The sequence below is a fragment of the Longispora sp. NPDC051575 genome (assembly GCF_040681875.1).
GTDB lineage: Bacteria > Actinomycetota > Actinomycetes > Mycobacteriales > Micromonosporaceae > Longispora.
In genome coordinates, this window is the sequence record NZ_JBFAZP010000006.1 from 556,435 (window position 1) to 580,057 (window position 23,623).

The 23,623-nt window shown below is 72.2% G+C and carries 23 protein-coding genes; 12 read left to right on the forward strand and 11 right to left on the reverse strand.

Annotated elements, in window-relative coordinates:
• The first annotated feature begins 188 nt into the window (after nt 1–188).
• On the forward strand, nt 189–1,523 hold the full coding sequence (locus tag AB0M43_RS20100) for a WG repeat-containing protein (protein WP_363726726.1): 1,335 nt from the start codon (nt 189–191) through the stop codon (nt 1,521–1,523).
• A 150-nt stretch (nt 1,524–1,673) separates the two neighbouring features.
• On the opposite strand, the gene AB0M43_RS20105 is transcribed toward AB0M43_RS20100, so the two are convergent.
• From AB0M43_RS20105 to AB0M43_RS20115, 3 genes are all read right to left on the reverse strand, one after another.
• Nucleotides 1,674–2,675, reverse strand: coding sequence for an aldo/keto reductase family protein (locus tag AB0M43_RS20105; protein ID WP_363726728.1), 1,002 nt, complete (start codon nt 2,673–2,675; stop codon nt 1,674–1,676).
• A 22-nt stretch (nt 2,676–2,697) separates the two neighbouring features.
• On the reverse strand, nt 2,698–3,378 hold the full coding sequence (locus tag AB0M43_RS20110; RefSeq protein ID WP_363727002.1) for a site-2 protease family protein: 681 nt from the start codon (nt 3,376–3,378) through the stop codon (nt 2,698–2,700).
• 86 nt (nt 3,379–3,464) lie between these two features.
• Nucleotides 3,465–3,656 (reverse strand): hypothetical protein, encoded by a 192-nt coding sequence (locus tag AB0M43_RS20115; protein ID WP_363726730.1) that lies wholly within the window; start codon nt 3,654–3,656, stop codon nt 3,465–3,467.
• 96 nt (nt 3,657–3,752) lie between these two features.
• On the opposite strand from AB0M43_RS20115, the gene AB0M43_RS20120 reads away from it, so the two are divergent.
• From AB0M43_RS20120 to AB0M43_RS20130, 3 genes are all read left to right on the forward strand, one after another.
• Nucleotides 3,753–5,333, forward strand: a complete 1,581-nt coding sequence (locus tag AB0M43_RS20120; protein ID WP_363726732.1) for a bifunctional adenosylcobinamide kinase/adenosylcobinamide-phosphate guanylyltransferase — start codon at nt 3,753–3,755, stop codon at nt 5,331–5,333.
• 163 nt (nt 5,334–5,496) lie between these two features.
• The gene (locus AB0M43_RS20125) at nt 5,497–6,246 is read left to right on the forward strand and encodes an adenosylcobinamide-GDP ribazoletransferase (RefSeq protein WP_363726734.1); all 750 of its coding nucleotides are present in this window, start codon (nt 5,497–5,499) and stop codon (nt 6,244–6,246) included.
• 129 nt (nt 6,247–6,375) lie between these two features.
• A complete protein-coding gene (locus AB0M43_RS20130; RefSeq protein ID WP_363726736.1) occupies nt 6,376–7,329 on the forward strand; it encodes a hypothetical protein in 954 nt (317 codons plus the stop codon).
• A gap of 77 nt (nt 7,330–7,406) precedes the next feature.
• Here AB0M43_RS20130 and AB0M43_RS20135 read toward each other — a convergent pair whose 3' ends face one another.
• Together AB0M43_RS20135 and gcvT are read right to left on the reverse strand one after the other, a co-directional pair.
• The gene (locus AB0M43_RS20135) at nt 7,407–7,745 is read right to left on the reverse strand and encodes an MmcQ/YjbR family DNA-binding protein (protein WP_363726738.1); all 339 of its coding nucleotides are present in this window, start codon (nt 7,743–7,745) and stop codon (nt 7,407–7,409) included.
• 2 nt (nt 7,746–7,747) lie between these two features.
• Nucleotides 7,748–8,851: a glycine cleavage system aminomethyltransferase GcvT gene (gene gcvT, locus AB0M43_RS20140; RefSeq protein WP_363726740.1), complete on the reverse strand. Its 1,104-nt coding sequence runs from the start codon at nt 8,849–8,851 to the stop codon at nt 7,748–7,750.
• 79 nt (nt 8,852–8,930) lie between these two features.
• On the opposite strand from gcvT, the gene AB0M43_RS20145 reads away from it, so the two are divergent.
• On the forward strand, nt 8,931–10,442 hold the full coding sequence (locus tag AB0M43_RS20145) for a leucyl aminopeptidase (RefSeq protein ID WP_363726742.1): 1,512 nt from the start codon (nt 8,931–8,933) through the stop codon (nt 10,440–10,442).
• Between the two features lie 25 nt (nt 10,443–10,467).
• Here the strand turns inward: AB0M43_RS20145 and AB0M43_RS20150 are convergent, their stop codons facing one another.
• Nucleotides 10,468–10,752: a hypothetical protein gene (locus tag AB0M43_RS20150; RefSeq protein ID WP_363727003.1), complete on the reverse strand. Its 285-nt coding sequence runs from the start codon at nt 10,750–10,752 to the stop codon at nt 10,468–10,470.
• Nucleotides 10,753–10,978: 226 nt separating this feature from the next.
• On the opposite strand from AB0M43_RS20150, the gene lpdA reads away from it, so the two are divergent.
• The 4 genes from lpdA to AB0M43_RS20170 all read left to right on the forward strand — a co-directional run bounded on the left by lpdA (nt 10,979) and on the right by AB0M43_RS20170 (nt 15,719).
• A complete protein-coding gene (gene lpdA, locus AB0M43_RS20155) occupies nt 10,979–12,391 on the forward strand; it encodes a dihydrolipoyl dehydrogenase (protein WP_363726744.1) in 1,413 nt (470 codons plus the stop codon).
• Between the two features lie 30 nt (nt 12,392–12,421).
• The gene (gene sucB / locus AB0M43_RS20160) at nt 12,422–14,227 is read left to right on the forward strand and encodes a 2-oxoglutarate dehydrogenase, E2 component, dihydrolipoamide succinyltransferase (protein WP_363726746.1); all 1,806 of its coding nucleotides are present in this window, start codon (nt 12,422–12,424) and stop codon (nt 14,225–14,227) included.
• A gap of 184 nt (nt 14,228–14,411) precedes the next feature.
• Nucleotides 14,412–14,750 (forward strand): hypothetical protein, encoded by a 339-nt coding sequence (locus AB0M43_RS20165; protein ID WP_363726748.1) that lies wholly within the window; start codon nt 14,412–14,414, stop codon nt 14,748–14,750.
• Between the two features lie 69 nt (nt 14,751–14,819).
• Complete coding sequence (locus tag AB0M43_RS20170; protein ID WP_363726750.1) at nt 14,820–15,719, forward strand: TIGR01777 family oxidoreductase; 900 nt, start codon at nt 14,820–14,822, stop codon at nt 15,717–15,719.
• Here AB0M43_RS20170 and AB0M43_RS20175 read toward each other — a convergent pair.
• The 4 genes from AB0M43_RS20175 to AB0M43_RS20190 all read right to left on the reverse strand — a co-directional run bounded on the left by AB0M43_RS20175 (nt 15,706) and on the right by AB0M43_RS20190 (nt 18,788).
• Nucleotides 15,706–16,257 (reverse strand): DUF4352 domain-containing protein, encoded by a 552-nt coding sequence (locus AB0M43_RS20175; RefSeq protein WP_363726751.1) that lies wholly within the window; start codon nt 16,255–16,257, stop codon nt 15,706–15,708. The two genes, AB0M43_RS20170 and AB0M43_RS20175, sit on opposite strands and share 14 nt — an antisense overlap.
• A gap of 78 nt (nt 16,258–16,335) precedes the next feature.
• Nucleotides 16,336–17,436 (reverse strand): LLM class flavin-dependent oxidoreductase, encoded by a 1,101-nt coding sequence (locus AB0M43_RS20180; protein ID WP_363726753.1) that lies wholly within the window; start codon nt 17,434–17,436, stop codon nt 16,336–16,338.
• Nucleotides 17,426–17,818 (reverse strand): SCO5389 family protein, encoded by a 393-nt coding sequence (locus tag AB0M43_RS20185; RefSeq protein WP_363726755.1) that lies wholly within the window; start codon nt 17,816–17,818, stop codon nt 17,426–17,428. The genes AB0M43_RS20180 and AB0M43_RS20185 overlap by 11 nt, the downstream gene beginning before the upstream one ends.
• A 10-nt stretch (nt 17,819–17,828) precedes the next feature.
• Nucleotides 17,829–18,788 carry an ATP-binding protein gene (locus AB0M43_RS20190; protein WP_363726756.1) on the reverse strand — a complete coding sequence of 320 codons (960 nt, stop codon included), beginning with the start codon at nt 18,786–18,788 and terminating at the stop codon, nt 17,829–17,831.
• A gap of 248 nt (nt 18,789–19,036) precedes the next feature.
• Here AB0M43_RS20190 and lipB point away from each other — a divergent pair, with 248 nt between their 5' ends.
• A complete protein-coding gene (gene lipB, locus AB0M43_RS20195) occupies nt 19,037–19,684 on the forward strand; it encodes a lipoyl(octanoyl) transferase LipB (RefSeq protein ID WP_363726758.1) in 648 nt (215 codons plus the stop codon).
• 11 nt (nt 19,685–19,695) lie between these two features.
• Entirely contained in the window at nt 19,696–21,030 is a 1,335-nt protein-coding gene (locus AB0M43_RS20200) for a hypothetical protein (RefSeq protein WP_363726760.1), read from the forward strand.
• Between the two features lie 120 nt (nt 21,031–21,150).
• On the opposite strand, the gene aspS is transcribed toward AB0M43_RS20200, so the two are convergent.
• Nucleotides 21,151–22,404 (reverse strand): aspartate--tRNA(Asn) ligase, encoded by a 1,254-nt coding sequence (gene aspS, locus AB0M43_RS20205; protein ID WP_363726762.1) that lies wholly within the window; start codon nt 22,402–22,404, stop codon nt 21,151–21,153.
• Nucleotides 22,405–22,670: 266 nt separating this feature from the next.
• Here aspS and lipA point away from each other — a divergent pair, with 266 nt between their 5' ends.
• Entirely contained in the window at nt 22,671–23,603 is a 933-nt protein-coding gene (gene lipA / locus AB0M43_RS20210; protein ID WP_363726763.1) for a lipoyl synthase, read from the forward strand.
• The last annotated feature ends 20 nt before the right edge of the window (nt 23,604–23,623 follow it).

The window sequence follows — 23,623 nt, forward strand, 5'->3', positions numbered from 1 at the left end:
TGGTACCAGAACCGGCACCGTTGGCGCCGGTTTCGGAGCCCGTTCCGGAGGCTGTTTCGGTGCCGGTGGCCCCGGTCTCGGTGGCAGCAGTGGCTCCGCCGACTGCGGCTCCCAGCCCGGTCGCGGCTCCCGTTTCCGCACCTCCTGGGCCTGCGGCCCCGTCCGCCGCCCCGCCGCCGGCCGTGCGGGTGGATGTGGTCGAGGTGGTCGTGGAGTCCCGCCCCGCTCCGCCGCCGGTGATCGTGGCGACCCCGGTGGTCCCCGCGCCCCGAACCGAGCCGGCGCCGCCCGCACCCCCACCCCCGCCCCCGGCCCCGGTCGAACCGCTGCCGTCCGCCGCCTCGCAGATCCCCGACGTCGCGGCCTACGTCCCCACCGACGACGCGGTCCCCTACGACGGCGACCCCGAGCGCGCCCTCGCCGAGGAACGCTTCCCCCTCGACCCGGTGACCCTGCGCGAGACGGTGTCCGATCCGGCCCGGCTGCGCTCGATTCGGGCGGCCCTCACGAGTCGGATTTCCGACAGTTCGGATCCGGGTACCCGGGCCCGGCTCCTCGGCCTGCGCGCCGTCACCCACCGGCTGCTCGGCGAGTACGACCCGGCGCTCAGTGACGCCCGGCTCGCCGTCGAGCACGCCGAGAGCACCGACCAGTTGCGCCGGATCGCGCTGTCGCGGGCCCGGCTCGCGCGGGTGCACCAGTGGCGCGGCGAGCACCGGGCCGCCGACGAGCTGTACGCGCAGGCGAACTCCACCGAGCTGCCCGGCCCGCTGCGCGCCAGCCTGTACGCGCACGCGTCCCGGTCGGCGTACGACCAGGGCCGGCTCATCGAGGCCGCCGCGTACCTGGAACGCGCCCTCGAACTGCGCCGGCTCACCTACGACCAGGAACTGATCGGCGAGGTCGAACTGGTCCTCGACGCGATCGCCGAGCGCGCCTCGACCGTCGGGTTCGGGCCGATGCCCCGGCAGCGCGAGGCCCCCGAGCAGCTCGTACCGGAGGGCGACTACGCCGACGCGCAGCCGTACCGGGACGGGCTGGCCTGGGTGCGCCGGACGGACGACGACGACTGGGTGGCCATCGACCTCGACGGCCGGGTGGTCATCTCCGCCGGGTACGACGACGTGCGGCCCTTCCGGCACGGCGTCGCGGCCGTGCGCCGGGCCGGCGGCTGGGGGGCCGTGGACGTGCACGGCAAGGTGATGCTGTCCTGCTCGTACGACCAGTTCTGCACGGCGCTGGCCGACGGGCGCTACGTGGAGGGGTTCACCGAGGAGGGGCTCGCCGTGGTCGAGCGCGGCGGGCGCAAGGGCGTCGTGGACCGGACGGGACGGGTGCTGGTCCAGCCCGCGTACCGGGGGCTGGTGATCCACCCGGTGGCGTACCTGATCGTGTCGGCGGAGCACCGGTGGGGAGCCCTGGACCGGCGCGGGGACGAGATCATCGAGCCGGTGTTCGCGAGCCGGGCCGAGGTGATCGAGCACGTGGAGCGCCTGATGTCGACGGCCCGCCCGGTGCTCTGAACCGACCGGGGACGCCGCGCCACCCGGGGCCCACCCGGGGCCGGACAGCCCCCACGCGGGGCCAGACGGCCCCCACCCGGAGCCAGGTCCGGCCAGCCGCGCGACATTCCGGGGAGGCCGCCACCGCGGCGACGGCCTCCCGCGCGAAACCTACGGCCGCGCCGCCGGCGAGGTGGTCTTCGCCGGGTCCCGCTCGATCACCGGCTCCAGCACCTCGTCGATCTGCTTCAACAGCTCCACGTCGAGCGTGACCCCGGCCGCCTTCACGTTGTCGCGGACCTGCTCCGGCCGGGACGCCCCGACGATCGCGGACGCGACGTTCGGGTTCTGCAGCACCCAGGCGACGGCGAGCTGGGCCATGGTCAGCCCGGCGGCCTCGGCGAGCGGCTTGAGGAGCTGGACCCGGGTCAGGGTCTCCTCGTCGGAGATCAGGTTGCTCATGAAGTGCGCGCCGGACTTCTCGTCCGTGGCACGGGAGCCGGCCGGCGGGGGCTGGCCCGGCAGGTACTTGCCGGTGAGCAGGCCCTGGCGGATCGGCGACCAGACGATCTGGGACAGGCCCAGCTCCTCCGACGTCGGAATGACCTCGGCCTCGATGACCCGCCACAGCATGTTGTACTGCGGCTGGCTCGACACGAGCTGGATCCTCAGCTCCTTGGCGAGCGCGGCGGCCTCGCGGATCTCCTCGGCGCGCCACTCGGAGACCCCGATGTAGAGGGCCTTGCCCTGCCGGACGACGTCGGCGAACGCGACCATCGTCTCTTCGAGCGGGGTGGCGTAGTCGTAGCGGTGGGCCTGGTAGAGGTCCACGTAGTCGGTGCCGAGCCGCTTGAGGGAGCCGTTGATCGACTCCATGATGTGCTTGCGGGACAGGCCCCGGTCGTTCGGGCCGTCGCCGGTGGGCCAGTACACCTTGGTGAAGATCTCCAGGCCCTCGCGGCGTTCGTCCTTCAGCGCGCGGCCGAGCACCGCCTCCGCGCGGGTGCCCGCGTACACGTCGGCGGTGTCGTAGGTCGTGATGCCCTCCTCCAGGGCCGCACGGACACAGGCGAGCGCCGCGTCCTCCTCGACCTGGGAGCCGTGGGTGATCCAGTTGCCGTAGGAGATCTCACTGACGAGGAGGCCTGACCGGCCGAGATGACGAAATTCCATAGGCCCGACCCTAGCTCGCGGACTACTGCCAGAACCGGATCAGGGCGCTGCCGGCGCCGACGAAGTCCCTGGGGAGTCCCACCAGCTCGCACAGGAAGTAGACGATTCTGAAGAACACCGCGCCACCCGGCGGCCACCACAGGAGCGCGAACACGAACAGCATGCCCCAGGGCTGGGCCTTGTCCAGGGCGCTGCGCCAGTCGTGCGGGAGATATTCCTGGATGATGCCGTAGCCGTCGAGGCCCGGGATGGGCAGCAGGTTGAGCAGACCCGCCGTGAACTGCAGGAACCCGAGGAACGCGAGCCCGGCCCAGAACGCCCGGTGTTCGTCCGGGTAGGGGTCGAACCAGAACGGCGCGGCCAGCGCCAACCCGAACACGATGTTCACCGCGGGCCCGACGGCGCTGATCAGGCTCCGGCGCAGCCGCCCGCGCACCGCGCCCCGGTCGATCCACACCGCGCCGCCGGGCAGGCCGATCCCGCCGAGCAGCACGAACAAAAGCGGCAGAACTATGGAAAGCAATACATGGGTGTACTTGAGCGGGTTGAGCGTCAGATACCCGCGCGCCGCCACCGAATGGTCCCCGCCACGGTAGGCCGTGAAGGCGTGCGCGAACTCGTGCAGGCACAGCGAGACCAGCCAGCCGCCGATGACCAGCAGGAACACGTCGAACTTGACGCTGCCGTAGCCGAGGTAGGCCATCGCGCCGCCGGCCAGGGTGACGGCCAGCAGGGCGACGAAGACCGGGCTGGGCCGGAAGTGCTCCCGACGGGCCCCGAGCTGGTAGTTCACGACAGGAGGCTCATCCGGTACTCCACGCGCTCGTCCTCGACCAGGACCACGCTCGCCGCCCCGGTCGCCGCCAGGTCGCGCCACTGCTGCCCCAGCCATGACTCGGCGTCGCCCTGGTTCGGAAACGTCTCGCCCGGACCGTCCACCGGCTGTCCGTCAGCGTCCTCGTACCGCCAGATCCACGCCATTGCGTACCCCTTCGCTCCCGGTGACCGTAGATCGCAAGCCTAGCGGGCGTGGACCCGTGCCCCGTAGCCCGAAAACAGGTGGCAGGATGCGAAGTTATGACTGAGGCATTCGGACGGGTACTCGTGCTCGGCGGCATCCGCTCGGGCAAGTCGGAGTACGCCGAGGCGCTGCTGACCGGCGCCCCCCGCGTGACGTACCTGGCCACCGGCCCGAGCCGCGACGACGCCGCCTGGGCGGACCGGATCAAGGCGCACACCGAGCGGCGTCCCGAGCACTGGACCACCGAGGAGGTGGGCGCGGACCTCACCGACCGGCTGACCGGCGAGGCCGCGCTGCTCGTGGACGACCTCGGCGCCTGGCTGACCGCCTCCTACGACGCCACCGGCTGGGAGGGCGAGGTCGACCCCGACCCGCTCGTCGCCGCCGTGGCCGCCCGCCGGGGCCCGCTGGTCCTGGTCTCCCCCGAGGTCGGGCTGACCGTCGTGCCGGCCACCGAGTCCGGCCGGAGGTTCACCGACGCGCTGGGCGTGCTCAACCGCCGGCTCGCCGAGGTCTGCGACGGGGTCGTGCTCGTCGTCGCCGGGGCGCCGGTGTGGCTGAAGGGCACCCCGCCCGACCGGGCCACCCTCAACCGGCGGATCCGCACCGCCCCGGTCCGGACCCGCGCCACGCCCGGCGTCGTCGTGTCCGGCGTCGAACTGACCGAGCTGCCCGACCCGTTCGACCCGACCTCGATGGGCATGCCCGACGAGGACGCCCGCGAGGCCGCCCGGGAGCGGCTCGGCACCCTGGAGGTGGCCGGCCCCGGGCTGGGCGGGCTCGCCGACACGGTCGCCGTCGCGGGGGGCCAGCAGGGCACGTCCGCCCCGGTGGAGTACTCCGACGTGCGGCTCGTCCTGCTCAACTCCACCGGCGACCCGCGCCCGGCGGCCGGCGAGGGCGTGTACCCGCTGCTCGCCGACCGGGCCGGCGTCCACCTGGAGGTCGTGGAGCTGACCGCCGACGAGGGCGACCCGGTGCACGCCGACGTCCTGACCGCCGAGCAGGTCGCGGCGGCCATCGACCACGGCCGGGTACTCGCCGACCGGGCCGTCGACGGCGGCGCGGACCTGCTGGTCCTGGGCACCCTGACCGACGCCGGCACGCCCGCCGCCGCGATCGTCTCCCTGCTCACCGGCGCCGAGCCCCCGGCCCTGCTGGCCCGGCTCAGCACCGCCGACGGCCAGGTCGACGACAACGGCTGGATGACCCGCGCCGCCACGGCGCGCGACGCCCTCCGCCGGATCCGGGCCGCCGCCCGCGACCCGCGCAGCCTGCTCGCCGCGATCGGCGGCACCGAGCTGGCCGTCGCGACCGGCGTGATCCTGGCCGCCGCCACCCGGCGCACCCCGGTCGTCCTGGACGGGCCGCTGGGCGTCACCGCCGGGCTGCTCGCCCGGGACATCGCCGGCCAGACCCGGCACTGGCTGCTGCTCCTCGACCACGGCGGCCACCCGACCGTCAAGCTGGGCGCGGACGTCCTCGGGTTGTACCCCGTCCTGGACCTCAAGCTCGGCCTGGGCGAGGGGGCGAACGCGCTGGCGGCCCTGCCCCTGGCCCAGACGGCCCTGGCCCTGGCCGCCGCCCTGACCAGCGACGTCGAGCCCGCAGAGGAAGCCGGGGACGCCACGGAGTAACGCCGGGCACGCCGGGCACGCCGGGCACGCCGGGCACGCCGGGCACGCCGGGCACGCCGGGCACGCCGGGCACGCCGGGCACGCCGGGGTGGAACGCGCGGCCGCCGGGCCGGTGACGCGACAGGGTCCGGATGCGACGGGTACGGGGCGGGGAGGTGTGGCGGTGCTCGACGGGTTGCGGTTGGCGGTCACCACCTTCACGGTCGCCCCGGTCCGGGGCGGCCGGGTCGACCGGGCCACCGCCGGGGCGGCCATGCGGTGGGCCCCACTGGTCGGTGCGGCCCTCGGGGCGGTCCTGGGCGGTGCGGCCCTGGGTCTGCGGCTCGCGCACGCCCCGGCGCTCCTGGGGGCCGTCCTCGTCGTCGCGCTCGGCGCGCTGCTCAGCCGGGGACTGCACCTCGACGGGCTGGCGGACACCGTGGACGGCCTGGGCTCGTACGCGGGGGCCGACCGGGCGCTGGAGATCATGAAGAAGCCGGACGTGGGGCCGTTCGGGGTGGCGGCCGTCGTGCTGACCCTGCTCGCCCAGGTGGCCGCCGTGTCCGCCCTGCCCACGGCCCACGTACTCCCGGCGCTGGTCGTGGCCACGGCCACCGGGCGGCTCGCGGTGACCTGGGCCTGCCGGACCGGGGTGCCCGCCGCGCGGCCGTCGGGGCTGGGCGCGCTGGTCGCCGGTACCACCTCGTGGGTGTCCGCCGGAGGCCTCACCCTGCTGGTCGCGGCGGCAGCCGTCCGGGCCACCGACCGGCCCTGGCAGGGTCCCCTCGCCGTGGCCGTCGCGCTGCTGGCGGCGGCGGTGCTGACCCGGCACGCGGTGCGCCGGTTCGGCGGGGTCACCGGGGACGTGTTCGGCGCGTGCGTGGAACTCGCCGCCACGGCGACCCTCATCGGCCTGGCCTGGGCCGCGCACTAGCCACGCCGTCCACGGCACGGCGGCGAACCGGGACCTTCCGGGCCGCGACCTCCCCGGGCCGACGACCAGTCGGAGATCGACCGGTATTGGGCTGGCCCGGGACACCTGACCCGGCCCACAATGGAGGTTGTGAGCGATCGCGGCGCGGTGGTGGCAGCCTGGGGAGCCGGGATCAGCGGGCTCGCCGTCCTGCTCGGCCTGGGTCTGTACTGGGACGGCTTCAACGGTGCCGAGGCCGACGACCTCGCGCGCGGCGCGACGAGCGCCGACCTGCTCTACGGGGCGGCCTTCTTCTTCTACCTGGGCCTGGTGGGCGCGCTGCTCGGTCTCGGCGTGGTCTCCGCCCACGAGAGCGACGGCGGCGGCCGGATTCTCCGGCAGGCGTCCTTCGCCGTCTTCGTCTCCGCCGTCTCCTGGGCGCCCGAGGACCCCTCCGGGGTCGGCCGCTGGAACGTCTGGCTGCCGCTGGCGACCGCCGTCGCACTGTGGATCCCGGTCCACCTGGTGATGCGGACCGCGGAATGGCTGGACCGGCGCGCCGTCGCGAAGCCCGGGAGCCTCGTGTACACCGGACCGTCCTGGCCGCTGTGGGTGCTGCCAGCGCTCGCCGGGGGCGGCGTCAGCTTCCTGCTGGACCAGCTCGTGACCGTTTCGGTGTTCCTGATCGTCGCCATCGGCGGGGCGGTGGGCTTCCTGGCCGGCACCGGCTACCGGCGGCTCGCGATGCGGCTCGGCCAGGCGGCTCCGGCGGAGGAGTACACCGGCACCCCGGTGATCCTGGGCCTGCCCACCTCACCTCTGCCGCCCCCGGCCCAGGGACCGGCCCGGACGAGCCCGCTCGCGACTCCGACCGGGTGGCGGCCACCGGAGCCCGCGCCGCCGGCCGGTCCCGCGCGCCCGGCCCGTACGTGGTCGCCGGGGCCACCGGCGACGCCGGCCGACCCCGTCGCCCCGGCACGACCGCGAGCCCGGCTCCGCTGGTCGGAGCGCACACTCGACCAGCGGATCGCGATCATCGCCGTCGTGGCCACCCTCGTGACCAGCATCGCCCAGATCGTCACCAGTTTCCTCACCGCGCGCTGAGCCCCGGACCGCCCACCACACGTCGGGGGCGGTCCCCGGATTCCGGAAACCGCCCCCGAGCCGCGTGCAGCTCCGCGTTATGCCGCGTCGAACTCCTTGACCAGCTTCTTCGGCGCGGTCCGCCGCCACGCCTCCGTCAACAGGTCCCGCAGGTCGTCGGCCCCGACGCCGGCCAGCTGGACGAGCACCCAGCCGAACCGGCCCACGTACGGCGCGAACGAGTAGGTCTCCGGATCGGACGCGATCAGCTCCGCCTGGTCCTCCTTGGAGGCCTTCACGGAGACGTGCGCGGACTCCGTACCCGTGATGGCGAAGATCTTGCCGTTGACCCTGAAGGTCACGTCCCCCCAGGTCGGCTCCTCCACCGCCGAGGGCAGCGCGAGCGCCAGCTCCCGGACCTGCGCGAACGTCGCCATGGCTACTTGGTCGACGCGGTCACGAACGGCGGCTTGACGATGGTGACCACGGACCGGCGGCCCCGGACGTCGAGCTCGACCTGGTCGCCCTCGGTCAGCCCGGAGGCGGTCGAGATCAGGGCCAGCCCGATGCCGATCTTCTTCGTCGGGGAGAACGTGCCGCTGGTGACCTCGCCGACGACCTCGTCGGTGCCGGGCCGCAGCACGGTCATGTGCGCGCGCGGGATGCCCCGGTCGGTGGCCAGCACGCCCCACAGCACCCGCTGCGGCGCGGCCTTCTCGGCCAGCAGCGCCTCGCGGCCCCAGAACTCCGCCTTCTTCCAGCCCACGGCCCAGCCGGCCCGGGCCTGCACCGGGGAGATCTCCAGGGAGAGGTCCTGGCCGTGCAGCGGGTAGCCCATCTCGGTGCGCAGCGTGTCGCGGGCGGCCAGGCCTGCGGCCCGGACCTCGATGTCGGTGCCGAACAGGGCGTCCCACACCTCGGCGGCCTGCGCGGCCGGCACGACCAGCTCGTAGCCGTGCTCGCCGGTGTAGCCGGTCCGGCACACGGTCAGCTCCGCGCCGCCCAGCTTGGCGGTCTCGAACGACATGTACTCGTGGTCCGTGGGCAGGCCCAGCTTCTCCAGCAGCTCCGTGGAGCGCGGCCCCTGCACGGCGAGCACCGCGTAGTCGGGGTGCTGGTTGACGATCGAGATCCCCTCGGGCGCGGCCTCGACGAGCCGGCGGACGACCTCGGTGGTGTTCGACGCGTTCGGGATCAGGAAGACGTGCTCGGGCCCGTACAGGTACGCGATCAGGTCGTCGACCACGCCGCCGGTGGCGTCGTCACAACACAGGGTGTACTGCGCCTTGCCGGGGGCGATCCGGTTCAGGTCGTTCGTGAGACACCGGTTGACGAAGTCCGCCGCGCCCGGCCCGGTCACGGTGGCCTTGCCCAGGTGGGAGACGTCGAACACACCCACGGACTCCCGGACCGCGGAGTGCTCCTTGAGGACACCCCCTCCGGCGTACTCCAACGGCATCTCCCAGCCACCAAAGGGTGCGAACTTCGCACCAAGGGCGACATGCCGGTCGTGCAGGGGTGAGCGCAGGAGCTGTTCTGTCATGGTTGCAACTTATCGCGAGTCCAGACCTGGTTAGCATCGGCAGGGAAATCGTTACCCACCGACCGCAACGGAGCATCGTGTGACCACGCTCGCCCTCGCCGACACCGACCCGGCAGAACTTCCCGTCGACGCGATCGTCGTCGGTGTGTACAGCGACGCGGACCCCGCGGCGGCTCCTCTCCTCGCCCAGGGCGCCGAGGGCGTCGACGCCGCGTTCGACGGCAAGCTGGCCGCCACCTTCGCCCTGCTGGGCGCGACCGGTGCCGTCGGTGAGGTCACCAAGCTCGCGTCGCTCGGCGCGACCACCGCCCCGGTCGTCGTCGCGGTCGGCCTCGGCACCGCCGGCCCGGCCCCGGCCGAGACGCTGCGCCGGGCCGCCGGTGCCGCCGTGCGCGCCCTGACCGGTACCGCGAAGGTCGCCCTGGCCCTGCCGGGCCTGTCGGAGGAGGACGGCGGACTGCGCGCGGTCGCGGAGGGCGCGCTGCTCGGCGCGTACCGGTTCGCCGGCTACAAGTCCAAGCCGGCCCCCAAGGCCACGGTCTCGCAGGTCACCGTGCTCGTCACCGACGCCGCCGACAAGGAGGCCAAGGCCGAGCTGAAGCGGGCCGTGATCGTCACCGACGCCGTGGCGCTGGCCCGCGACCTGGTGAACACCGCCCCGAACGAGCTGCGCCCGCCGTCGTTCGCCGACCTGGCGACCGCGGCCGCGAAGAAGGCCGGCCTCGAGGTCGAGGTGCTCGACGAGAAGGCGCTGCGCAAGGGCGGCTACGGCGGCATCCTGGCCGTCGGCGAGGGCTCGGAGGCCAAGCCGCGCCTGGTCCGGATCTCCTACAAGCACAAGTCGGCGAAGAAGAAGATCGCGCTGGTCGGCAAGGGCATCACCTTCGACACCGGCGGCGTGTCCATCAAGCCGGCCGCCGGCATGTGGGAGATGAAGAGCGACATGGGCGGGGCGGCCGCCGTGATCGCCACGATGATCGCGATCGCCGCGCTCAAGCCCAAGGTCGAGGTCGTCGCCTACACGCCGATGGCGGAGAACATGGCTTCGGGTACGGCGTACCGGCCGGGCGACATCGTCACCATGTACGGCGGCACGAAGGTCGAGGTGCTCAACACCGACGCCGAGGGCCGGATGATCCTGGGCGACGCCATCGCGCGGGCCTGCGAGGACGGGCCGCAGTACCTGCTGGAGACGTCCACGCTCACCGGCGGCCAGGTCATCTCGCTCGGCAAGCGGGTGCACGGCCTGATGGGTACCCCCGAGCTGTGCGCGCGGGTCCAGGCGGCCGGCGACCGGGTCGGCGAGCAGGGCTGGACGATGCCGCTGCCGGACGACATCAAGAAGAACATGGAGTCCGACATCGCCGACATCCTCCAGGTTTCGGCGGGTATGGACCGGGGTGGCCACATGCTGCAGGGCGGCATCTTCCTGTCGGCCTTCGTCACCGAGGGCGTCGAGTTCGCGCACATCGACGTGGCGGGCCCGTCCTACCACTCGGGCGAGCCGTACGGCTACATCGCCAAGGGCGGCACGGGCGTGCCGGTCCGGACGCTGATCGAGAGCGTCGAGGACATCGCGCGCAACGGCTAGTCCCCGCAGCACGGCCCGGGGCCTCCTACAGGCCCTGGGCCTTGCGCCGCGCGTTGAACTCCCGCATCCGGCCCGGATACCCGACCTTCGTCACCTCGTACAGCGGGATGGCGAGTTCGTTGGCGAGCCGGCCGGCCGCGTCGGGCCCGGTCACCCGCCGACGGGTCCACTCACCGTCGTGGGCGATCAGCATGACGGTGGTCTCCGTGACGGTGGTCCTCGGCTCCAGGTACGCCTCGACGCCCTGCCGGGACCGCGCCCACTCGCGCAGGTGCGTCAGGTCGGCGTTGACCGCGGCCTTGTCGGCCATCCGGTCCCCGTCGGGCTTGCGGTTCCGCCGAAACCACCCCACCGCTGTTTCCTCTCTCGTCCGTGCCGGAAAGCCTACCGCCGAATCGACCGCGCGCCATATATCGTCCAGCGGCCCCGCCGCCTCGGCAACCACGACGCGCCACCCGGCGCCGCGCCCGGGAAACGTGTGCTTGGGCACAGGAACCCACGGGTCGCTATGCGGGGACGCACCCTGAAGTGACAAGATGACCACGGAACTGCTGAGTCTTCTAGGAGATCACGTGAGCGACGGTTACGACGTAGTAATCCTCGGCGGCGGCAGCGGGGGCTACGCGTGCGCGTTGCGTGCCGCTCAGCTCGGCCTGACCGTGGCACTGATCGAGAAGGACAAGGTCGGCGGCACGTGTCTGCACCGTGGCTGCATCCCGACCAAGGCGCTGCTGCACGCCGGTGAGATCGCCGACTCCGCGCGGCACTCCGAGGACTTCGGCATCAAGGCCACCCTCGAGGGCGTGGACATGCCCGGCGTCAACAAGTACAAGGACGACGTCGTCGCCAAGCTGTACAAGGGCCTGCAGGGTCTGATCAAGTCCTCGAAGATCGACTACATCGAGGGCGCCGGCACGCTGGTCGCGCCGAACACGATCGAGGTCGCCGGCCGCCGGGTCACCGGCAAGAACATCGTGCTCGCCACCGGGTCGTACTCGAAGACGATCCCCGGTCTGGACCTCGACGGCGAGAAGGTCCTCGCCTCCGAGCACGCGCTGAACCTCCAGAAGGTCCCGACCTCCGCGATCGTGCTGGGCGGCGGCGTCATCGGCGTCGAGTTCGCCTCCGCGTGGAAGTCGCTGGGCGCCGAGGTCACCATCGTCGAGGCCCTGCCCCGGCTCGTGGCCGCCGAGGACCCGGACATCTCCAAGCAGCTCGAGCGGACCTTCCGCAAGCGCGGCATCGGCTTCAAGGTCGGCAAGCCGTTCGAGAAGCTCGAGAAGACCGCCACCGGCGTGAAGGTGACGATCGCGGGCGGCGAGACCCTCGAGGCCGAGCTGCTGCTCGTCGCCGTCGGGCGTGGTCCGGCCACCGCGAACATCGGGTACGAGGCCCAGGGCATCACCATGGACCGCGGCTTCGTCCTCACCGACGAGCGCCTCAAGACCAACGTCGCGGGGGTGTACGCGGTCGGCGACATCGTCCCCGGCCTGCAGCTCGCGCACCGCGGCTTCCAGCAGGGCATCTTCGTGGCCGAGGACATCGCGGGCCTCAACCCGCCGGTGATCGACGAGTCGGGCATCCCGCGCGTCACCTACTCGGACCCCGAGGTCGCCTCGATGGGCCTCAACGAGGACAAGGCCAAGGAGCGGTACGGCTCGGACAAGATCGAGACGTACAACTACAACCTCGGCGGCAACGGCAAGAGCCAGATCCTCAAGACCCAGGGCTTCATCAAGTTGGTACGCGTGACCGACGGCCCCGTCGTGGGTATCCACATGGTGGGCGCCCGGGTCGGCGAGCTCATCGGCGAGGCCCAGCTGATCTACAACTGGGAGGCGTACCCGGCCGAGGTCGCCCAGCTCGTCCACGGTCACCCGACCCAGAACGAGGCGCTCGGCGAGGCCTTCCTGGCCCTGGCCGGCAAGCCCCTGCACGCGCACGCCTAAGAGAAGAACCTTACGAGGGAGTCGAACGAGATGCCGGTCTCGGTAACCATGCCCGCTCTCGGTGAGAGTGTCACCGAGGGCACCATCACCCGCTGGTTGAAGCAGGAGGGGGAGCGGGTAGAGGCCGACGAGCCGCTGCTCGAGGTGTCCACCGACAAGGTCGACACCGAGATTCCCTCCCCGGTCGCCGGGGTTGTCGCCCGTATCGTCGTCGCCGAGGACGAGACCGTCCCCGTCGGCGCCGAGCTCGCTGTGATCGCCGGGGACGGCGAGACGGTCGAGGCCGCCCCGGCGGCCCCCGCCGCTGCCGCCCCGGCCCCCGTGGCGGAGGCCCCGGCCCCGGCCGCGGCCCCCGCGCCGGTCGCCGCCCCGGCTCCCGCGGCCCCGGCCGCCCCCGCCGCTCCGGCGCAGGGCACCGAGGTCACGATGCCGCTGCTCGGCGAGTCCGTCACCGAGGGCACGGTCACCCGCTGGCTGAAGCTGGTCGGCGAGACCGTCGAGGCCGACGAGCCGCTGCTCGAGGTCTCCACGGACAAGGTCGACACCGAGATCCCGTCGCCGGTCGCCGGCACGGTGCTGGAGATCCGCGTCGAGGAGGACGAGACGGTGCCGGTCGGCTCCGTGCTCGCCGTCATCGGCGCGGCGGGTGCCGCTCCGGCCGCCCCCGCTCCGGCGGCTCCCGCGCCCGCCCCGGTGGTCGCCACCCCGGCGCCGGTCGCGCCCGCCCCGGTGGCTCCGGCCCCCGTGGCGCCGGCTCCGGTCCAGCCCGCCCCGGTCGCCCCGGCCCCGGTCGCGGCCACCCCGGCTCCGGCCGCTCCGGCTGCTCCCGCCGCGTCCGCTCCGGCTCCGGCCCGGCCCGCGCCCGCCGCGCAGAACGGCGCGGACGAGAGCAACAACGGCTACGTCACCCCGCTGGTCCGCAAGCTGGCCGGCGAGCACGGCATCGACCTGGCGTCGCTGTCGGGCACCGGCGTCGGCGGCCGGATCCGCAAGCAGGACGTGCAGGACGCGATCGAGAAGGCCAAGGCCAACGCGCCGGCCCCGGTGGCAGCCGCTGTCGCCGCGCCGGCCGCCGGTACCCAGGCGTCCAAGCCCGTCGCCGCCCCCAGCCCGCTGCGGGGCAGCACGGTCAAGATGTCGCGGCTGCGCGCGCTCGTCGCGAAGCGGATGGTCGAGTCCCTGCAGGTCGCGGCCCAGCTCACCACGGTCGTCGAGGTGGACGTCACCCGGATCGCCAAGCTGCGCCAGCAGGCCAAGGCCGAGTTCCAGGCCCGGCACGGCGTGAAGCTGTCGTTCCTGCCGTTCTTCTCGCTGGCCGCCGTCGAGGCGCTCCAGATCCACCCGGTCGTCAACGCCAAGATCGACGAGGCCGCCGGCACCATCACGTACCCGGAGGCCGAGCACCTCGGCATGGCCGTGGACACCGAGAAGGGCCTCATGGTCCCGGTGGTCAAGAACGCGGGCGACCTGAACCTCGCCGGGTTCGCGCGCCGGATCGCCGACATCGCGGAGCGGACCCGCTCCAACAAGGTCACCCCGGACGAACTGTCCGGCGGCACGTTCACGCTGACCAACACGGGTAGCCGGGGCGCGCTGTTCGACACGCCGATCATCAACCAGCCGCAGTCGGCGATCCTCGGCACCGGCGCCGTCGTCAAGCGCGCCGTCGTCGTGACCGACCCGGACCTGGGCGAGATCATCGTGCCCCGGTCGATGGTGTACCTGGCCCTGTCCTACGACCACCGCCTGGTGGACGGCGCGGACGCGGCCCGGTTCCTGGTGACCATGAAGGAGCGGCTGGAGGCCGGCAACTTCGAGGCGGACCTCGGTCTGTAGTACCCGGCTCGGGGGTCCGCTCCCGAACCTGGCACGGCGGCACACCCGCCGTGCCACCTGAACCACGGAAAGCGGCGGGTCCCACTCGGGGCCCGCCGCTTCCGCGTGCTCGGGGTCCCACCGGACCCGCCGCTTCCGCGTGCTCGGGGTCCCACGGGGCCCGCCGCTTCTCTATGCTCGGATGATGGATCTTGACGGGCGGGTGTTCCGGGCCGTGGCGGACGTGGTCGGCGGCGACGTCGGCACGGACACCGTTTTCGAGTACCACCAGGACGGCGATCTCGTCTGGGCCCGCTACTCGGGCGGCTCGATCCGCCTGGGCCACCTGGTCGGCACCCGCGACGGCGACACCCTGGACTTCCGGTACAGCCAGCTGACCACCGACGGCCGCACCGACGCCGGACACTGCGTGGCCCGCGTGGAGGCGCTCCCCGACGGCCGGCTCCGGTTGCACGAGGAGTGGGCGTGGGAGTCGCGCGAGGGCTCGGGCACCAGCGTCGTGGAGTCCGAACCCGTCCGCTAGCCCGGCGGGGACGGTCCGGCCTGGCCGGAGACGGTCCGGTCCCGGTCGGGCGGTGCGACAATGGGCCGCATGCGGGTACTCATGTCCGGCGCGTCCGGTTTCCTCGGCACGGCCCTGTCACACCACCTCACGGCGCACGGCCACGAGGTGACCCGGCTGGTCCGCCGGCCGGTGCAGGCGCCCGACGAGTCGCGCTGGGACCCGTACGCGGAGGTGCTCGACCTCGGCACCCCCGACGCGGTGGTGAACCTGTCCGGCGCCGGCGTGGGCGACCGCCGGTGGAGCCGCTCCTACAAGCACACCATCCGGCACAGCCGGGTCGAGCCGACGGCCGTGCTGGCCCGCGCCGTGGCCGCCGCCCCCGTGCCGCCGAAGGTGATGCTCAGCGCCTCCGGGATCGGCTTCTACGGCGACACCGGCGACCGGCTGGTCACCGAGGACTCCCCGCTCGGCGAGGGCTTCCTCCAGGAGGTGTGCCGGGCCTGGGAGGCGGCGACCCGGCCGGCCGAGGACGCGGGCGTGCGGGTGGCGCACCTGCGGACCGGGCTGGTGCTGTCGGGGGACGGCGGGCTGCTGCCCCGGATGTTGCCGCTGTTCCGGGCCGGGGTCGGGGGCCGATTGGGTTCGGGGAAGCAGTACATGCCGTGGATCACGTTGGCGGACTGGCTGGGCGCGGCCACGTTCCTGCTGGACGCGGCGGTACACGGCCCGGTCAACATGGTCGGCCCGGCCCCCGTCACGAACGCCGAGTTCACGAAGGAGCTGGCCGCCGCGCTGCACCGGCCGGCGGTGCTGCCCGCCCCGTCGGTGGGGCTCCGACTGGTACTGGGCGAGTTCAGCTCCGAGGTGCTGACCGGCCAGCGGGCGATGCCGGAGGCCCTGACGACGGCCGGCTACACGTTCGAGCACACGACGCTGCCGTCCGCGCTGCACTGGGCTTTGGGCGACTCGGGACCTACTGGAGCTTGACCTTGACTCCGCCGGAGAACAGCGAGTCGTGCAGTTCCAGGCTCAGCAGTTGGCCGTCCTTGGGAATGTCGAAGACGATGACTCCGGCGACCTCGTTGCCCGGATTGATTTCCGTGTACCACACCGAGTCGCCATCGGAATTGGCGTAGAGGCTGGCGGAGGAGTCGGTTGAATAGCGCGCGTTGTTCGCTCCGAATCCCTTCTGGTTGCTGTCGGACATCGTCTGGGGCTTGTTTCCGATGTTCTTCACAGAAAGGGTCACCAGACAGAACTGCCCCTGGGCCCGCTTGTTGAGATATTCGCCGCCGACCTCGCCCACTCCGCATTCGACCTTCTTGACGACGAACTCGAACTTGCCGTCCCTGACCGGCGTGCCGATGCTGGGTGGCGGCTGAGCTGGGGCCTTGGTCGCCGCTGGCGCGGCGACGGCGGCCGAGGGCTGATTCGCGGCTGTGGCGACAGCCTGCGCGGCGAATCCCATACTGAGCAGTGCGGCGCAGGACAGCACGACAACGTGCCGTATTCCGATCGCGGTCATCGTCATCTCGATTCGCGTGCACGAGAAATGTGACCTGACACCGCGATTCTACAACTCGGCGATTGCCTGAGTATCGGATCAATTCGAAGAAAGCAATGAACCGAGGGATTCGATGGTCGCCAGAACGGTTGATGGCGCGCCCGCGCCCTCGACGAGCAGCAGCTGCCTGCGCACCCCTGTCACGGCCGCGCTCGCCCGGAGCCGCGCCGCGCACTCCTCCGCCGTCCCCACCGGACTGATCGCCAGCAGGTGCTCCAGGTACGCCGCCGGATCACGTCCGGTGCCGGGCACCAGGCGGACATAGTCGGCCGTGGACGCCAGCCAGCCCGGCATGGACTTCCGCAGCAGGTTCGGGTCCCCGACCAGGTGCGCCGACGCGTGCGGGGCGTCGTCGGGCCCACCGGCCGCGCGGTAGTACTCCAGAAGAGCGACCTTCGAAAGATCATCGTCGTGTACGCCGAGCAGCAGCGGCAGTCCCCGCGCCGCCGCCAGCGCCACGGTCCCCGGCGAGGTGGCCGCGACCCACACCGGCGCGCCACCCGCCCGGGCCACCGCACCCTCCCGGGCCACCGCACCCTCCCGGGCCACGGCACCCGCCCCGGCGACCCCGGCCACTCCGGCGGTCCCCCTCACAGCACCCGCCCCGGCCACTCCCCCGCCCACCGACAGCCCCAGGTCCACCGGCCGGAAGTCGAAGAACTCACCCGCTGCGGCCACCTTCCCGCCGAGCGCGTCGAGCAGCACGTCCAGCGCCTCGGGGAACCCGCGCTCGTACCGGGCCAGTCCGGTGCCGAACACCTCCAGGTCGACCCACGGCCCACCCCGGGCCACCCCCAACCGGAACCGCCCCCCGGACACCGCGTCGAGCAGCAGCGCCTCCTCGGCGAGCGCGACCGGGTGCCGGTTGGACAGGATCGCGGCGGCGGCGCCGAGGGCGATCGTGCACGTGCGGCCCAGCAGGTAGCCGGCGAGGGCGGGGGCGGAGGCGCACCGGCCGTACCGGATGAAGTGGTGTTCTGCCAGCCACACGCCGCCGAAGCCGGCCCGCTCGGCCGCGAGCGCGTAGCGGACGCAGTTGTCGAGGGCGTCCCGCGCGCTCTGGCCGGGAAACTGCCCGGCCAGCAGAAAGATGTCCACCCCGGGGACGGCCCCCGGGGTGGACGGACGATCAGCAGTCACGGAGCTCCGGCGACTGGTTGAGCAGCTGGCCGCGCGGCGAGACGAACGCCTGGTACCGGGCACCGTCCACGGCGGACGGCCGGAAGGCGGCGACCCGGTGGCAGTTCTGGAACGCCAGCTTCACGCCGAAGTGCCGCTCCAGGCCGCCCCGGATCGCGTCGGAGGCCAGGGCGCGCAGCAGCTGGCCGCGCTCGGCCTCGCTCGGCGGCGGGATCTCGTGGTCGGCCATCTCGGCCTCGCTGAGCCCGAGGTCGGCGACGACGCCGCTGACGATTTCCCACGCGTAGGGCAGGGAGACCCGGACACAGTCGACGAACTCCGCGTCGGTGACCGCGCCGGACTCGGCGCGCTCGAGCAGGGCGGCGGGGACATCAAGGGACATAACGTGCTCCTTATCGTTCGTTGACGGTGAAACCCAGGACGAAGTCCGGGTCGATCTGGTGTGCCAGGTCCTCGCCGGTCTTCGCGTTGGCCCAGGCCGAGGCGTTGCGCAGGTGGAACTCGGTGGCCTGGTCGCTGTAGCGCGCCCAGTCCTTCTCCGTCGCGTCCACCGCGCCCTTGAGTCGGGCGAGGACGGCGCGGTTGGCCTCCTCCAGGGACTCGATGGGCTGGGGGTGGCCGCGTTCGGCGGACTTGACGTACGGGGAGCGGCCGAGCCAGCCGAGCAGGTCCCCGCCGACGTTCTCGCGGAGGAACTCGACGTCCGAGGCGTCCTCGACCTTGTTGCCGACGACGTCGACGCGCACGCCGTACTCGCGGGCGTAGCCGGCGTACTGCCGGTACACGCCGACGCTGCGCTGGGTCGGTTCGCAGACCAGGAAGGTCCGGTCGAACCGGGTGAACAGCCCCGACGCGAAGGAGTCGGCCCCGGCGGTCATGTCGACGACCACGTACTCCCCGGCCCCGTCGACGAGGTGGTTGAGCACGAGTTCGACGGCGCCGACCTTCGAGTGGTAGCAGGCCACCCCGAGGTCCTCCGTCGCGAACGGTCCGGTGACCATGAGCCGTACGCCCCCGACAGCGCGGGCGAGTGAGTCATAGACCGGGTTGTCCTCGGAGATCCGCAGGAGTCGCGAGCCACGCCCGGGCGGGGTGGTCTTGACCATGGCGGCGGCGGAACTGATCCGGGGGTTGTCGCCCCGCAGGTACTCCTTGATGTCGGGTAGCGCGTCGCCCATCGCCGGGAGCATCACGGCCTCCTCCTCCGTGGACCCGAGGGCCGCGGCGAGGTGCTGGTTGATGTCGGCGTCGATGGCGAGGGTCGGTGCTCCGGTGTGGGCGAGGTAGCGGGAAAAGAGCGCGGCCAGGGTGGTCTTGCCGCTGCCGCCCTTCCCCACGAAGGCGATCTTCATTGTGTACTCCGGTAGTGATACCCATTTTCAATAAGGAACGTACCAGCCGGACAAAAGTTACGCAGCACTCCTCTCCGGATCGCGTCGACGGCACCTGTGTGCCACCACCCGCCGACGCTCACCTGCCCCCGGTCCGGGTCAGGCAGTCATGCATGTAAATGTACAAGCACGCCCCCCGGGACGGAACGGTTAGACGTGCCGAGTTGTACAGATAATGGACTGGCGGTGGCGCGCGATAGGCTTCGTCCGTGACACAGACAGCGCCGATAACCGTGGTCCGCGCCGGGGTCGTGGACTACATGACCGCGTGGGACGAGCAGCGCCGGATCCACGACGCCGTGGTCGCGGGCTCGACCCCCGACACGATCCTGCTGCTGGAACACCCCAGCGTGTACACGGCGGGCAAGCGCACCGAGCCCTGGGACCGCCCCGTGGACGGCACCCCCGTGATCGACGTGGACCGGGGCGGCAAGATCACCTGGCACGGCCCCGGCCAGCTCGTGGGGTACCCGATCATGAAGCTCGACACCCGGCTCGACGTGATCGCGTACGTGCACCGGGTCGAGGCCATGCTCGTCGCCGTGTTCGCCGAGTTCGGCGTGGCCACCGCGACCATCTCCGAGCGCAAGGAACGCCGGGGCGCCGTCTGGGTGCTCGAGGACGAGCGCGGCCCCGACCGCAAGCTCGCCGCGATCGGGATCCGGGTCGCCTCCGGGGTCACCCAGCACGGGTTCTCGATCAACTGCGACCCGGACATGACGGCCTTCGACAAGATCGTGCCGTGCGGCATCCGCGACGCCGGTGTCACCTCCCTCACCCAGGAACTGGGGCGGGACGTGACAGTTTCCGAAGTGTTGCCCGTCGTGGAACGCCACCTGGGCATGCTGCTGCCCTAGATTCTCAAAGAATGCGGCGCACGCGGATCCTGGCGGTCACCGAGACGGTCCTCATCGTCCTCGGTCTAGCGGGGTTCCTGTTCGTCCTGCCGCACAACATCGGCGGCGACGCCTCCAAGCGGTACGAGGCGCTGACCGCCCTGGTGCTGCGCGGCGACCTGATCGGCAACGAGTACTCGCTGGTCGGCCCCCTGTTCTCCGGCCAGTTGTTCCTCATCGGCCACCTGCTCGGGCACGCGGCGGCGTGGACCCAGGCGTACAACACGCTGCTGTTCGCCCTGGGGCTGCTCGCCGCGTGGCTGCTGCTCCGCGACCACCTGCCCGGGGCGCTGCTCCGCCGGTTCTTCCTGGTCCTGATCGCCGGCTCGATGTACTCGGCGCACGTCACCGGCTTCAACGCCGAGGTGTACACGTCGATGGGCGTCGGGATCGGCCTGGTCGCGGTGGCCGTGCGCGCCGGGATCGCCTTCGGCTGGACGGCCGCCGTGCTCGGCGTCGTCAACACCCCGGCGGCGGCCCTCGGGCTGGGCCTGGTGCTGGCCCGGCGCGGCCTGGAGACCCGGCGGCTGCGGTACGCGCTGGTGCTGGTCGCCGCCGCCGCGCTGATGCTGGCCGAGAGCTGGGCGCGGCGCGGCTCCCCGTTCGCCAGCGGCTACGAGGGCAACGCCGGCTACCGGACGATCATGCCGTACTCCGGACTGCCCGGTTTCAGCTATCCGTTCTTCCTCGGCCTGCTGTCCCTGCTGCTCTCCTTCGGCAAGGGCCTGGTGTTCTTCGCCCCCGGCCTGCTGCTGCCGGTGCGGTCCGCCATGCGCCGCTTCACCCTGTCCCCCGACACGACCCTGTTCCGGTTGTACGGCTGGTGGCTGCTCTTCCTCGCCGGCCTGATCCTGGTGTACGCGCCCTGGTGGGCCTGGTACGGCGGCCTGACCTGGGGCCCGAGGTTCCTGCTGTTCGCCTCGCTGCCCGCGTCCCTGGCGCTGGCCGTGCGGCTCTGGGACCTCGGCGCCGCGCTGTGGGTGCGGCTCCTGACGCTGGGCGCGTGGGCGCTGTCGTGCTGGGTGGCGGTGTGCGGGGCGGCGTTCATCTCGGCCGCGTACCCGGAACAGTGCTCGCGGGACACGATGGCGTACGAGGCCTTCTGCCACTACACGCCCGAGTTCTCCGCGCTGTGGTACCCGCTCGTGTTCCACCAGGGGCCGGACTGGCGGGGCTGGGTGGCGATCGTGTACATCGCCGTCGCGTTCGTCTACCTGGCCGTGCCCCTGGTCCGCTCGATCGCCGCCGACCTGGCCGGTCCGGCGCGGGCCGGGCTGCGGTCGGTCACGCGCGGCTGGCGGTTCTGACCCGGCCACGGGGCGCCTCCCGGCCCCGGAGCGGGCCGCGCGCTCCCCGACCACCGGCCGCGTCCCGGTCAGCGGTGGTGGCGACCCCGGGAAATCCGGGCCGCCACCACCACCGTCCGGCTACGGCGTCACGCGGTGCAGGTCCCTCGGGAACAGGGTGACCTCGCGGATGTTGGACGCGCCGATCAGCTGCATCACGAACCGTTCGAGCCCGATCGCGAACCCGCCGTGCGGGGGCATCCCGAGGCGGAACACCTCCAGGTAGCTCTCGTACGGGGCCGGGTCCGCGCCGCGTTCGGCCAGGGTGGCGACGTAGTCGGCGTACTTGTGCAGGCGTTGGGCGCCACTGACCAGCTCCAGACCCCGGAAGAGCAGGTCGAAGCCCCGCGAGTACGGGGCCCGGCCCGGCTCCGGGTGGGTGTAGAAGGCGCGCTTGAGGGTCGGGTAGCCCTCGACGAACACGAAGTCCGAGCCGTGTTCGCGCAGGCCCCACTCCCCCACGGCGCGCTCGTCGGCCGGGGAAAGGTCCTGCTCCGACGGGTCCGCGCCCGCGATGGCCAGGGCCTCCGAGAAGTGCAGGACCGGGATCTCGGCGGGCACCTTGGGCAGGTCGAAGCCGAGCCCGTCGGCCTCGGCGACCATGCCGGCGACGACGTCGCGCAGGACGGCCATCACCTCGCGATGGTCCTGGATGAAGCCCAGCTCGACGTCGAGCGAGACGTACTCGGCCAGGTGGCGGGACGTGTCGTGCGGCTCGGCGCGGAAGACCGGGCCGATCTCGTAGACGCGTTCGAACACGCCGACCATCGTCTGCTTGTAGAACTGGGGCGACTGGGCGAGGTAGGCCGTACCCCCGAAGTAGTCGATCTTGAAAACGCTCGCGCCGGACTCGGTCGCCGAGCCGACGATCTTGGGCGTGCAGACCTCGGTGTAGCCCTGGGCGTCCAGCACCCGCCGGAAACCCCGGATCGCGGCCGCCGACAGCTCGAAGATCCGCTGACGGCCGGGATGACGGAGGGTGACGGCGGCATGGTCGAGAAGCGTCGGGAGGGTGACGCCCAACTCGGGCCGGAACAGCTCCACCGGCAGCTCGCGGACGGGCTCCGACAGCAGCTCGATCTCCGGCTCGGTGAGCTCCACGCCGCCCGGGGCGGACGGGTTCGCGGTGACCGTGCCGACGACCCCGACCACGGTCTCCTCGCCGAACCCGTCGAGCGCGCCCGGGGTGGTCACGACCACCTGGGCGAGGCCCTCACGGTCCCGAACAATGAGGAAAGCGACTGATTTGAGTACTCTGCGGCGATGGGTCCAGCCGGCGATCCTGACCCGCTGGCCCACGTGGGCGGCGAGTTGGGACGAGAGAACGCGTTGCATGACACCTCCTGTGGGAACTACTCCCCGGAGGTGTGGGCGATGGGGCGCTTCGCGGTACCACCACACCTTCGCCGCCTCGTGGCGGCCTCAGTCGGCCCGTGCGTGGGCCGGACGGCAGGGCCAGGGGCGGTTGTCAGTCGCTGGCACCCTGCGCCACAGAGAGTAGCGAACGGACGCGGAGTGTTGTCAAGGACATAAGACACGCCGTGGTGAGCCCGGTAACACGCCCGTTCAGGTGGGGGTTGGCCGGGCGTAGGCTGACCGACGTGACTGTGGTGAGCCCAGAAGGACGACGCCTTTTGAGGGTCGAGGCCCGTAACGCCGAGACCCCGATCGAGCGCAAGCCTCCGTGGATCAAGATCAAGGCGAAGATGGGTCCCGAGTACACCCAGATTCGCAATCTTGTCACGCGTGAGGGCCTGCACACAGTCTGCCAGGAGGCCGGCTGTCCCAACATCTACGAGTGCTGGGAGGACCGGGAGGCCACGTTCCTCATCGGTGGCGACCAGTGCACCCGGCGATGTGACTTCTGTCAGATCGACACCGGGAAGCCGGCCGACTTCGACGCCGACGAGCCCCGCCGGGTGGCCGAGTCCGTCGCCCAGATGGAACTCAAGTACGCGACGATCACCGGTGTGGCCCGCGACGACCTGCCCGACGGCGGCGCCTGGCTGTACGCGGAGACCGTCCGCCAGATCCACCAGCTCATGCCCGGCTGCGGTGTCGAGCTGCTGATCCCCGACTTCAACGCGAAGCCCGACCAGCTGGCCGAGGTCTTCGACAGCCGGCCCGAGGTGCTCGCGCACAACCTGGAGACCGTGCCCCGGATCTTCAAGCGGATCCGCCCCGCGTTCCGGTACGACCGCTCGTTGAGCGTCATCACCGAGGCGCGCAAGGCCGGCCTGGTCACCAAGTCCAACCTGATCCTGGGCATGGGCGAGGAGCGCGAGGAGATCACCCAGGCGCTCCGCGACCTCGTGGACGCCGGGTGCGAGCTGATCACGATCACGCAGTACCTGCGGCCGTCGCCGAAGCACCACCCGGTCACCCGGTGGGTGAAGCCGGAGGAGTTCGTCGAGCTCCAGGAGGAGGCCCTGCAGATGGGCTTCGCCGGGGTCATGTCCGGGCCGCTGGTCCGGTCGAGCTACCGGGCCGGGCGGCTGTTCCAGCAGGCGCTGGACGCGCGCGTCACGTCCTGAACCACCTAGCTACACGAGAG